Origin of the sequence: Streptomyces sp. NPDC058469 (genome assembly GCF_042721125.1) — a bacterium.
GTDB lineage: Bacteria > Actinomycetota > Actinomycetes > Streptomycetales > Streptomycetaceae > Streptomyces.
This window is the reverse complement of the sequence record NZ_JBHXME010000213.1, coordinates 5053-16004: the sequence shown is the minus strand read 5'-3', so window position 1 is coordinate 16004 and position 10952 is coordinate 5053. Positions and strand designations below refer to the sequence as shown.

The window sequence follows — 10952 nt, the reverse complement described above, 5'->3', positions numbered from 1 at the left end:
CGGGGGGTAATTCTTCCGCTTTGCCACCATGGATCACTTCCCCTGGATGACGAAACATCCAGCGTCCAGGTGTCGGAATTTCGGGGGTCACTCCACTGGAGCACGAGTAGGCACCGTGCGACACGATCCCTCATGGTCTTGTAATGCGTAGGTCGTCGGTTCGAATCCGACAGGGGGCTCAGCCAAGGTCCAGGTCGGACATCATCTGACCTGGGCCTTTTTTCATTCCGTGACCCTGTTTCTGTTGGCGTGTCAGCCCAGAGGCCTCGCCGTGCGCCTCCCGGTGGCCGACCGATGGCCGAACGCGCAGTCGCCGTGCGGCAGCGGTGTCCATGAGTGTGCTGGGCGTGTGCGGGGTGATGCTCCGGCGTTGTCGTATCCCTGCAAGCCGTTGCCCGGATGGCTGTCGGCGAGCGGCGAGGTCGAGGCTGACGCCGTTCACGACAGGGTGGGAGCTGCTGGGGGCACTCGCGGTCGAACTCGGGCTTCCCGCCATGGAGTTGCTGGATTCATCGCACCTCCTGCCGGAGCGGGAGGTGTTCTGCCTGGTCGGCCGCGGCCTGGAAACCGAACACTGTGGAAGGTCCCTGATCACATAGCCTCTCCTGGCACGCACACGACAAGGGGAGAGTCATGAGAGGCAGAACGGCCTGGGCCGCGGTCGGCGGGGCGGCGGTCCTGGTGCTGACGACGGCGACCGGGGCGCACGCGGAGGGGCGGGGCGACGTCCGGGTGGTGAAGACCGTCGTCAACGGCGGTGGCAACGTCATCGTGGGGACGGCGAAGACGATCCGCTACCCGGTCGACATCACCGTCAAGGACAACTCGGGAGTGAAGGGGCTCACGGACGTCAGCACCTTCAACAAGTCGAGCGCCTTCACCTTCGCGACCTGGAACGACGACTCGTCCTGCGCGAAGAAGAGCGCGACGACCTCGGTGTGCCGGGCCACGCTGACCATCGACCCCGCCTGGATCGCCGACAGCGACGACATCGACACCAACAAGGTCGCCGGCGTCTGGCAGGTCAACGCCACGGTCAAGGCGAACGACGGTGACTACTGGATCTCCGACCACATCGCCGAGTACAAGGTCAAGCGGGCCGCCCAGCTCACCACCGTGATCGCACCCGAGAAGGTTGCCAAGAACGCCAAGGTGACTGTCACCGGCAAGCTGTCGCGGGCCAACTGGGAGGACCGGAAGTACCACGGGTTCACCGGGCAGCAGGTCAGGCTCCAGTTCAGGAAGAAGGGCGCCGCCCACTACAGCACGGTCAAGACCGTGACGACGGACGGCACCGGGAAGCTGACCACCAAGGTGACCGTCACCTCGGCTGGCAGCTGGCGCTGGTACTTCCCCGGCACGACGACCACCTCGCTGAAGGCGTCGGCCGGGGACGCACTCAACCTGAAGTAGCCGACGACGCCCAGGGATTCTCTTTGGCCACCGCACATCCAACTCGTCGTCGGCGTGACGACGAGTTGGATGTGCGGTCAGGCAGCCGCCTCTGCACGTGGGCTGCCGCCGACGAACTGTCGGACGCCGTCGCCAACACCGTCCCGTGACGCCGGCCGACACCTTGGCGGGGACCTCTCAGGACTCCGGCCGGGGATTTACTGGCTCAACCTGATCGTCGGGGCACCACCGTGCCAGGGGCTCTTCGAGCTGTACGGCAAGGCCGGCCGTCGGCCGGTTTCGTGCGCACTCCGGACGTACCACCCGGGCCTGTGGGACGGTGGGGGTGGTTCCGGCCCGTCGCTTTCCCCCGTAGCTGCGGGCCGGACTTGTGCTCAGCGGGCGAGGGCGAGAACGAGGACGACGGTGACGGTGATCAGCCGGCCGGGCGGGCGGCCGGCCGGTCGGGGTAGTCCGCGAGCTGCTGGGTCAGCGCGTTGCGCTCGACCTTGTCCATGCTCAGGGCTCCACCGGGCCTTGTCGGCGATCCAAGCGGTGTCGTACCGGCGCCGGTAGCCCACGTTCGGGGGCAGCGACTCGCTCGGGCCCTTGTCGGCCTCGGCGCGGAAGCGGCAGCCGCAACCCTGAGGAGGATTCCGATCGCCGCACTGGCCGCACCGGCCGGTTGGCCTGGTCACGGTGTGCCGACGCGGGGCGCGGGGAATCAGGGGAATCAATCGTGGCCGTCGGACGCTCTGGCCTGCGTGAAGAAGATAGGTTTCCTCTCGTTCGGCCATTGGTCGCCGAGTCCGCATTCCAAGACCCGGTCCGCCGCCGACTTCCTGCACCAGTCCATCGACCTGGCGGTCGCCGCCGAGGAACTCGGTGTGGACGGCGCGTACTTCCGCGTGCACCACTTCGCGCAGCAGGCGGGCAGCCCGTTCCCGCTGCTCTCGGCCATCGGCGCGCGGACCTCGAAGATCGAGATCGGCACCGGCGTGATCGACATGCGCTACGAGAACCCGCTGTACATGGCCGAGAACGCGGGCGCCGCCGACCTCATCTCCGGCAGCCGGCTGCAGCTCGGCATCAGCCGCGGCTCACCGGAACAGGTGATCGACGGCTGGCGTTACTTCGGCTACGCCCCCGAGGAGGGCGAGACCGGCGCGGACATGGCCCGCCGGCACGCCGAGGCTTTCCTGAAGGTGATCGAGGGCGAGGGTTTCGCGCGGCCGAACCCGCGGCCGATGTTCCCCAACCCGCCGGGGCTGCTGCGCGTCGAGCCGTACTCCGAAGGGCTGCGCGAACGGATCTGGTGGGGCTCCAGCTCGAACGCGACCGCCGTATGGGCCGCGAAGCTGGGGATGAACCTGCAGAGTTCCACACTGAAGGACGACGAGACGGGCGAGCCGCTGCACGTCCAGCAGCGCAAGCAGATCGAGGCGTACCGCGAGGCGTACAAGGAGGCGGGCCACGCGCGAGAGCCGCGGGTGTCGGTCAGCCGTAGCATCTTCGCCCTGACCGACGACGTGGACCGGGCGTACTTCGGCCGCGATCGCGACTCGCGGGATCAGGTCGGCATGATCGACGACACGACCAGGGCGATCTTCGGTCGTTCGTACGCCGCCGAGCCGGACGTGCTGGTGAAGCAACTCCGGGAGGACGAGGCCATCCAGGCCGCGGACACCCTCCTGCTGACCGTTCCGAACCAGCTGGGGGTCGACTACAACGCGCATGTGCTGGAGAGCATCCTGACCCAGGTGGCACCGGAGCTCGGCTGGCGCTGAGTGCTCTGCCGCCCTGCGTGCGGGGGCGGCTCGGCACCGTGGTGGTCGGGCCGCCTCGAACGCCCGACGGATCAGCGGGGCCGCCTTCTCCGAGTCGGCCGCCGAGGAGATGCGCACCTCCGCATCGCCCGTCCCGAGGTGGCCGATGCCGCGCATGTCACGAGAGAAGCCCTTCTCCAACTCGACCGTGTCCGGGGCGAGTTGGAGGCGGGGGACGATCACCTCGTGCAGGGCCGCCACGACCGGTGTGGCGGGCACGTGAAGGCGGCTGAGCTCGTGACAGTGGCCCTGGTGGTGGCCGCCCGGTGGCCGGACGCCTTTGGGCGACGTGAAACAAGGCGGCACAGGACAACCGGCCGTACATGCTCCGATCAGGCTGAACATCACTTGTCGTCGGGGAGTTTCCTCAGGGTCGGGTCCGTGATGCGGGCCGTCAGTGCTCTGGTGAAGCGTTCGGCGTGGAGGACTCGGAAGGGTCTGGAGTGGTACGGGCGGGTGGTGGGGTCGACGCGGTCCGTCAGGTTCAGTTGGTTGTGGATGCCGGCCACCGCTTCGTAGGCGTAGGTGAGGTGTTTCTCCCTCGTGTGCCAGTCCGTGGCTGAGAGGGCTGCCGTCAGGACCGGGATCAGGCGGTGGCCGGCGGTCGTGCGGGCGAAGGCGGTGCCCAGCCATTTGTTGTACGGGGGGTAGCGGCGGTCCATGAGGAGGCACAGGCGCATCAGGGTTTGGGTCAGGCCGGCGGCGACCGTCGCCGAGCCGAGTTCGTCGCCCACCTCGCCGCAGCGGCCCACGAAGGCCTCCTCCTGAGAGATGCGGTTCCACTGGCGGGCCAGGACGTGGAGCCAGACGTCGCGGGGGTACCAGCGGAGGGTGTGGCGCAGGGGGCCGAGTTCGTGCAGGCCGTCGTGGAACACCGCGCCTCCCGTGACCTCGGCCAGGAGTTGGGTGGGGGTGGTCAGCCAGTCGGCCGCGGTGATCTCGTGGGTCGGGTCGAAGCCGAGCGTTGCCTTGAACCAGGCCGTGGTGTGGGTGACTTCGACTCTGTGGTGGACCGGGCCGGTGGTGCTCTGCATGACGCGGACGTCGCCGTCGGCCGTCGGGGCGAAGTTCGTCGGGTAGCCGTGGAAGGTTTTCGGGAGGTGCTCGGCGAGGTGGTGTCTGATGCGGCCCGCGTGGCGGGGGACGTCCCGGGGGCGGAGGAAGAGCTGGAGACGTGGGCCCCATTCGTGGTCCGTCGAGCGGGGAGTGTCGTAGCCGAGGACCTCGGAGCCGCTGCCGATACGGGCGGCGGAGTGCGGGATGTCGGGGGCGGCGTCTTCGAGGAGCGGGCGGACGGCCTCTGTGTAGAAACGGCGGGAGAGTTCGAGGCCCGGTAAAAAAGTTGGCATATTCGTGAAGCTCATGCCCGGACCCTGCCCAATCTGGACATGATCGTGCGCGCGAATTTTCGCCGTCGCCCCTCAACTCCCGGCCACGAACGCCCAGTCGAGTAGTCGGGCAGGTGGACGACCGATCACTGGTGCCGTCCCAGCTCCCTCAACGCCCCGTCTGTCAGCCGGTACACCGTCCACTCGTCCTGGGGCCGGGCGCCCAGCGCCTCGTAGAAGTCGATCGCGGGGCGGTTCCAGTTGAGGACGGACCACTCCAGGCGTTCGTAGCCGCGGTCGACGCAGATGCGGGCCAGTTCGGTGAGGAGGGCCTTGCCGAGGCCGGTGCCGCGGGCGGTGGGGCGGACGTACAGGTCCTCCAGGTAGATGCCGTGGACACCGCGCCAGGTCGAGAAGTTGAGGAACCACAGGGCGAAGCCGACCGGTTCGCCGGTGGTGTCGTCGGTCGCGATGTGGGCGTGGGCGCCGGGGTGTTGACCGAAGAGGGCCTCGTGGAGCTGCTCCGGGGTCGCCCTCGCCTCCTGGGGTTCCTTTTCGTAGGCGGCGAGTTCGCGGATCAGGGCGTGGATGACGGGGATGTCGGTGGGGGTCGCGGTGCGGATCATGGGGGGAGGCTAGCGGGAGGGGAGTGGGTGGGTGGGGTGCTGCCGGGTTCAGATGCCCTCTACGGCTTCTTGGACCTTGGTGGTGCCGGTGGGCTCGTTCCGCCGTTCGTTCTCCCCACGCCGCAGCAGCAGCGGGCTCGCCAGGAGCAGGACCCCCGCGATCGCGATCGCCGTGCGCGGGGTGGTGGTCGCCGCCAGCAGCCCCCACATGGCCGTCAGTGCCGCGATCGCCGCGCTGGTGCTGATCGACCAGGCGGTCAGGGTGCGGGCGACCCGGTCGGGGGCGGTGTGTTCGAGCCGGCTGGTGGCCAGCAGGGGGTTGAAGACGCCGATGCAGGTCACCAGGCCGAGTTGGACGGCGATGACGAGGAGCATGCCGGGGACTCCGGGGCGGACGAACGCCAGGCCGACCGGCCAGCACGCGCGCAGAATCCCGGAGACCAGCATCACCCTGCGCTGCCCGAACCGGGCCGCGAGCGGGCGCGCGAGGCGTGAGCCGACGAAACCCCCGGCACCGGAGGAGGCCGCGAGCGCGAGGGCGTACTGCCAGGGCGTGAATCCGAGGCGACCCAGCATGAGTACGGCGAGCAACGGCTCGGCGGCCATGATCAGGCCGTTGACCGCCATCGCGTTGAGGAGCAGCGGGCGCAGGGTGGGGTGGGCGAGGATGTAGCGCCAGCCGTCGAGCAGATCGCCCGCTCGCAGCCGCGGCGCACCGCTCCGCTCGGGGCGCGGTTCCGTCCCGCCGATGGCGCGGATGCCCAGCGCCGAGAGCAGATAGCTGACCGCGTCGGCCGCCACCGTCGTCACCGGGCCGAACAGTCCGATCGCGGCCCCGCCGAGCGGCGGCCCGAGCATGGTCGAGGTCCAAGTCGTGGACTCGAAGCGGGAGTTGGCGACCAGTAGGTCCTCCGGTGGCACCAGCGACTTCAGGTACGAGCCGCCGGCCGCGTTGAAGGCGATGTTCGCCGCGGCGACGGTGACGGAGACGACGAGGAGCTGGGCGAAGGTGAGCCGGCCGAACGCGTACGCGGCGGGGACGGTCAGCAGCGCCGCGAACCGGGTCAGGTCCATCGCGATCATCACCGGCCGCTTGCGGCGGAACTCCACCCACGGCCCCAGCGGTACGGCGACCAGGGCCCCCACCGCCCGCCCCGAGGCGGCCAGCACCGCCACCTGGGTCGGCCCGGAGTGCAGCACGAGGATCGCCATGAAGGGGAACGCGCCGAACCCGAGCCCGGTGCCGTACGAGCTGACCGCGAACGACGCCCACAGCCACCCGAACCGGCGCCCCAGCGCCCGCCTGCCTGCCATCCCCGCCCCACCCTCTCCGGAAAAGTGTGACACTTTCCGCGAAACTGACACACTTTTCCGGGACACCTACCCGCCGACCACGGCCACGACGTCGGCCACCGGCATCAAAGCGAGTGCCGGACGCCGAGATCAAACAACCGACTCGCCGGTAGGCCACAGCCCACAGTTGTGTCAGCTGCTCACCGGCGTCCAACGGCCCGTTGTCAGTGGCCGCCACTATCGTCGCCGACGTGGATCTCGACGCTGTGCGCACCTTCGTGGCCATCGTGGACGCGGGCCGCTTCCAGGATGCCGCCACGGAGTTGTCGATCACTCAGCAGGCCGTCTCCAAGCGGGTCGCCGCCCTGGAGCGGACCGTAGGCGTACGGCTCTTCGCGCGGACCCCGCGCGGGGCGGAACTGACCGTCGACGGGCGGGCGTTCCTGCCGCACGCCCGCGAGCTGCTGCACGCCGAGGCGCGGGCCTTCGCCTCCGTGCGGCCCGGTCACCGCGCCCTGCGCGTCGACGTGATCGGCCGCGGACTCGCCCCGGCCGCTCTGCTGCGTGACTTCCATCGCGCCCGCCCCGAGATCGAGCTCGACGTCGTGACCCTCTTCGACGCCGACGCGGCCGTGGACGCCATCCGCTCCGGCACGGTCGACGCGTCCTTCCGCGCCGTCACCATGACCGGACGCCGGCTCCCCGACGACATCGAGGTCAGCCGGGCCTTCGACGAGCCCGTCCAGCTCCTCACCGGCCCGGCCCACGCACTCGCCGCCGCCCGCACACTCACACCGGCCGATCTCGTCGGGCACCGGATCTGGATGCCCGGCCTCGTCCCCGGCACCGAGTGGGCCGCCTACTACGACGCGCTCGCCGCCGCGTTCGGGCTCACCATCGAGAGCACCGGGCCCGACTTCGGCGTGGAGCCGCTGCTGGACACCATCGCCGGTTCGCGTTCGCTGGCGACCCTCGTCGGTGAGCAGACCCGCCTGGTCTGGCCCGCCGGCCACGACCTGCGCCGTATCGCCGTACGGCATCCGACCCTGGTCTACCCGCACTCCCTGGTCCGGCACCGCGACAACCGGCACCCCGCGCTCGCGGCCCTCCGCGACCACCTCCACAGCGGCGGCGGGCCCGGTCACTCGGGTCACTCCGACGCGGAGACCTGGACACCGGCCTGGGCATGACCGATGACCGTCAGTGCGGGTCGCGCAGCCGCCGCCCGATCTCCAGGTGATCCGGCGCCGGTTGGTGCCCGTCCTCGATCGCCCACAACGCGTTCTGCAGCACCCGGCCCAACGTCCAGGCCCGCGCCCGCGCCCGATCGAGACCGATCACGTCCGTCATCGCGTCGAAGCGCCAACGGATCTCGTCGGCGTCGAAACGGTTGGTCAGCGCCGGGAAGAGTTCGAACCCGGGGTCGCCCGACAGCGGCTTGGGGTCGATGGCGAGCCAGGGCCCACGATCCTCGCTGTCGGCGCCGAGGACGTTGTCGTAGTGCAAGTCCCAGTGCAGCAGCCGGTCGCCGGGCTCGGCCGCGACCTCGCGGACGGCCGCCGCGCAGTCCTCGATCAGGCGCCGGTCGGCGGGGTCGGAGAGGCGGGGGAGGGCGGACGGGACCTGCTTCAGCATGGCCGCGGCCAGCGGGCCGAGGTGTTGGCGCAGCTCCGGTGGTGCGGATACCGCCGTCAGGTGGGCGAGCAGCCGGGCGATCACGAGGGCGGCGGCGCGGGAGTCCGGTTCGTGGGTGAGGGAGCGCGACGCGTCGAGGCGTTCGAGGAGCAGGGTGCCGGTCTCCTCGTCGTACTCCAGAAGTCGTACGGCGCCGTCGCCCGCCCAGGTGCGCAGGGCGATCGGCTCGCCCGCGGTCTCCTCGTCGAGGTACTGGAGTTTCAGCGCGGCCCGGCTGCCGTCGGCGCGCAGGACGGGCAGGACCAGGGCGCAATTGCCGTACATCGAAGGGCCGTTGAGTTGTAGTGACCAGCGGTCGAGGAAGCCGGCCGCCCGCTGGGGAAGCGCTGCCACGAAGGCGTGTCCGGCCGCGCCGTTGAACGTCTCCTGGGAGGCGACCAGTCCGGCCGGGATGTCGATCACGCCTCCGACCATACTTGCGTGCGTGAATCGGCTCATGCGAATTACCCGGGGCCTCCACAGGGTGTGGGCGTACGTCCGCAGCGCCCCCGGCACCTACGTCTGGCTGGGGATCCTCTTCGTCACCACGGTCGCCATGCACCACATGTCGCCGGAGTTCGAGCTGGAGTTCCTGCGGCAGCGGTCCACCAACATCCACGAGCTGTCGAACAACCCGGTGCGGGTGCTGTTCGCGAGCGCGATGTGGATAGACGGGGGCCGCTGGCTGCCGTACGCCGCGCTGTACACGGTGTTCCACGCGCAGGCGGAGCGGTGGCTCGGTACGGCGCGGTGGCTGATGGTGTGTGTGGCCGCGCATGTGCTGGCGACACTGATCAGCGAGGGCGCGCTGCTGGAGGCGATCAGGAACGGCGTGGCACCGCAGTCTGCGGTCAACACCCTTGATATCGGGGTGAGTTACGCGCTGGCGGGGGTGGCCGGCGTGCTGGCGTACCGGATCGCGGTGCCGTGGCGGTACCCGTATCTGGTGGTCGTACTGGGCGTCTACGGGGTGCCGTTGGCGACCGGCCGGACCTTCACCGATCTTGGGCATTTCACGTCCGTGCTGATCGGGCTGGCGTGTTATCCGCTGGTCAGAGGGTGCGGAAAAGCATGGAATCCGAAGGAGACAGTCGCTGCTCTCAGGGGTTAGCGTCCGGTCATGAGCAGCTCGGTGAGCGGTGTCGTGAGTGGTGTCGTCAACGGTGGCATCTCCTTCTGGTACGCGGACGACGGCATCCCTGCGCGACGGGAGCCCCTCGCGGGTGACGCCTCCGCCGACGTCGTGATCGTCGGCGGCGGATACACGGGACTGTGGACCGCGTACTACCTGAAGAAGGCGGCCCCCTTCCTCCGGGTCACCGTCCTGGAGCAGAAGTTCTGCGGCTACGGCGCCTCGGGGCGGAACGGGGGCTGGCTGTACAACGGCATCGCGGGGCGCGACCGGTACGCGAAACTCCACGGCCGGGAAGCCGCCGTACGTCTGCAGAAGGCGATGAACGACACCGTCGCCGAGGTCATCGCGGTTGCGGAGGAGGAGCGGATCGAGGCCGGTATCCATCGGGGTGGGGTTCTCGAAGTCGCTTGTACGCCAGCCCAGTTGGGGCGGCTGAAGGCCTTCCATGAGCACGAGCTGTCGTACGGCGAGACCGACCGAGAACTGTACGGCGCGCGCGAGACCGGTGAGCGGATCCGGGTCGCGGACGCGGTCGGTTCGACGTGGACGCCGCATGGTGCGCGGCTGCATCCGGTGAAGCTGGTGAAGGGGCTCGCGGCGGTGGTGGAGGCGCTGGGGGTCGTCATCCATGAGTCGACGCCGGTGACGGAGATCCGGCCCAAGCACGCGGTGACGCCGTACGGCACCGTTCGCGCGCCCTATGTCCTGCGCTGCACCGAGGGTTTCACCGCGAGTCTCAAGGGTCAGCGGCGGACCTGGCTGCCCATGAACTCCTCGATGATCGCTACCGAGCCGCTCACCGACGAGCAGTGGGAGTCGGTGGGTTGGGGTGGTCTGGAGACGCTTGGTGACATGGCGCACGCGTATATGTATGCGCAGCGCACCGCCGATGGGCGGATCGCGTTGGGCGGGCGCGGGGTGCCGTATCGCTTCGGGTCGAGGACCGACAACGACGGGGGGACGCAGGCGGCGACGGTTGAGGCGCTGCGCGAGATCCTCGTTCGTTTCTTTCCGTCGCTGGCGGGGTTGCGCGTCGAGCACGCGTGGTCGGGGGTTCTGGGGGTGCCGCGCGACTGGTGCGCGACCGTGACCTTGGATCGGTCGACGGGGCTGGGGTGGGCGGGGGGTTACGTCGGTTCGGGGGTGGCTGCGACGAACCTCGCGGCGCGGACGTTGCGGGATCTGGTCCAGCTGGACTCGGGGCAGGCGGGGCCGACCGATCTCACCGCGCTTCCGTGGGTCGACCACAAGGTGCGCAAGTGGGAGCCGGAGCCGTTGCGTTGGCTGGGGGTGCAGGGGATGTACGCGACGTATCGGGCGGCGGATCGGCGTGAACTGGTCGGGCATGGGGTGGAGTCGTCGCGGCTGGCGCGGCTTGCCGACCGGGTGGCCGGGCGCCACTGAGATCTGGGAGCGGTCTGGCGTCGGGTGCGGGTTGTGTGTGGCTGGTCGCGCGCACGCGGCGGAGCCGCACATTGATACAGCCTCGCGCCCCTGGGTTGTGTGTGTGGGGGGCGGCTTTGTGTCTGGGTGCGGGTGCGCTTCGGCGCGTGGGGTGCGTTGTGGGTTGGCGCCGCGTCGGGGGGTTTAACTCCAAGGAAAAGCGCGGGCACCGGAGGTGAAAAAATTTGGGGTGTTGAAGAGCCCACACCAGCTGGCGGGACACCCCCCCAACCAC

Annotated in this window: 9 protein-coding genes; 5 read left to right on the top strand and 4 right to left on the bottom strand. The window is 69.6% G+C overall.

Annotated elements, in window-relative coordinates; all coding sequences use genetic code 11:
* Positions 1-633: 633 nt before the first annotated feature.
* Together ACFWP5_RS47360 and ACFWP5_RS47355 are read left to right on the top strand one after the other, a co-directional pair.
* Positions 634-1413, top strand: coding sequence for a hypothetical protein (locus ACFWP5_RS47360; protein WP_384171926.1), 780 nt, complete (start codon positions 634-636; stop codon positions 1411-1413).
* 743 nt (positions 1414-2156) lie between these two features.
* Entirely contained in the window at positions 2157-3179 is a 1023-nt protein-coding gene (locus tag ACFWP5_RS47355) for an LLM class flavin-dependent oxidoreductase (protein ID WP_384171923.1), read from the top strand.
* 383 nt (positions 3180-3562) lie between these two features.
* Here the strand turns inward: ACFWP5_RS47355 and ACFWP5_RS47350 are convergent, their stop codons facing one another.
* The 3 genes from ACFWP5_RS47350 to ACFWP5_RS47340 all read right to left on the bottom strand — a co-directional run bounded on the left by ACFWP5_RS47350 (position 3563) and on the right by ACFWP5_RS47340 (position 6486).
* Entirely contained in the window at positions 3563-4567 is a 1005-nt protein-coding gene (locus ACFWP5_RS47350; RefSeq protein ID WP_384171931.1) for a DUF4037 domain-containing protein, read from the bottom strand.
* A 125-nt stretch (positions 4568-4692) separates the two neighbouring features.
* On the bottom strand, positions 4693-5172 hold the full coding sequence (locus tag ACFWP5_RS47345; RefSeq protein WP_384171920.1) for a GNAT family N-acetyltransferase: 480 nt from the start codon (positions 5170-5172) through the stop codon (positions 4693-4695).
* Positions 5173-5220: 48 nt separating this feature from the next.
* Positions 5221-6486: an MFS transporter gene (locus ACFWP5_RS47340; RefSeq protein WP_384171917.1), complete on the bottom strand. Its 1266-nt coding sequence runs from the start codon at positions 6484-6486 to the stop codon at positions 5221-5223.
* A 230-nt stretch (positions 6487-6716) separates the two neighbouring features.
* On the opposite strand from ACFWP5_RS47340, the gene ACFWP5_RS47335 reads away from it, so the two are divergent.
* Entirely contained in the window at positions 6717-7655 is a 939-nt protein-coding gene (locus ACFWP5_RS47335) for a LysR family transcriptional regulator (RefSeq protein WP_384171914.1), read from the top strand.
* A 10-nt stretch (positions 7656-7665) separates the two neighbouring features.
* Here ACFWP5_RS47335 and ACFWP5_RS47330 read toward each other — a convergent pair whose 3' ends face one another.
* Entirely contained in the window at positions 7666-8574 is a 909-nt protein-coding gene (locus ACFWP5_RS47330; protein ID WP_384171911.1) for an aminoglycoside phosphotransferase family protein, read from the bottom strand.
* A 22-nt stretch (positions 8575-8596) separates the two neighbouring features.
* Between ACFWP5_RS47330 and ACFWP5_RS47325 the strand changes: the two genes are divergently transcribed.
* Both ACFWP5_RS47325 and ACFWP5_RS47320 read left to right on the top strand, forming a co-directional pair.
* Complete coding sequence (locus tag ACFWP5_RS47325) at positions 8597-9250, top strand: rhomboid-like protein (protein ID WP_384171908.1); 654 nt, start codon at positions 8597-8599, stop codon at positions 9248-9250.
* A 9-nt stretch (positions 9251-9259) separates the two neighbouring features.
* Positions 9260-10678 carry an NAD(P)/FAD-dependent oxidoreductase gene (locus ACFWP5_RS47320; protein ID WP_384171905.1) on the top strand — a complete coding sequence of 473 codons (1419 nt, stop codon included), beginning with the start codon at positions 9260-9262 and terminating at the stop codon, positions 10676-10678.
* Positions 10679-10952: the final 274 nt, after the last annotated feature.

What these genes read in the sequence shown, in the direction of transcription:
- ACFWP5_RS47360 (WP_384171926.1), top strand. Translation starts at nt 634, where the DNA reads ATGAGAGGCAGAACGGCCTGGGCCGCGGTCGGCGGGGCGGCGGTCCTG.
- ACFWP5_RS47350 (WP_384171931.1), bottom strand. Translation starts at nt 4,567, where the DNA reads ATGCCAACTTTTTTACCGGGCCTCGAACTCTCCCGCCGTTTCTACACA.
- ACFWP5_RS47345 (WP_384171920.1), bottom strand. Translation starts at nt 5,172, where the DNA reads ATGATCCGCACCGCGACCCCCACCGACATCCCCGTCATCCACGCCCTG.
- ACFWP5_RS47340 (WP_384171917.1), bottom strand. Translation starts at nt 6,486, where the DNA reads ATGGCAGGCAGGCGGGCGCTGGGGCGCCGGTTCGGGTGGCTGTGGGCG.
- ACFWP5_RS47330 (WP_384171911.1), bottom strand. Translation starts at nt 8,574, where the DNA reads ATGGTCGGAGGCGTGATCGACATCCCGGCCGGACTGGTCGCCTCCCAG.
- ACFWP5_RS47325 (WP_384171908.1), top strand. Translation starts at nt 8,597, where the DNA reads ATGCGAATTACCCGGGGCCTCCACAGGGTGTGGGCGTACGTCCGCAGC.
- ACFWP5_RS47320 (WP_384171905.1), top strand. Translation starts at nt 9,260, where the DNA reads ATGAGCAGCTCGGTGAGCGGTGTCGTGAGTGGTGTCGTCAACGGTGGC.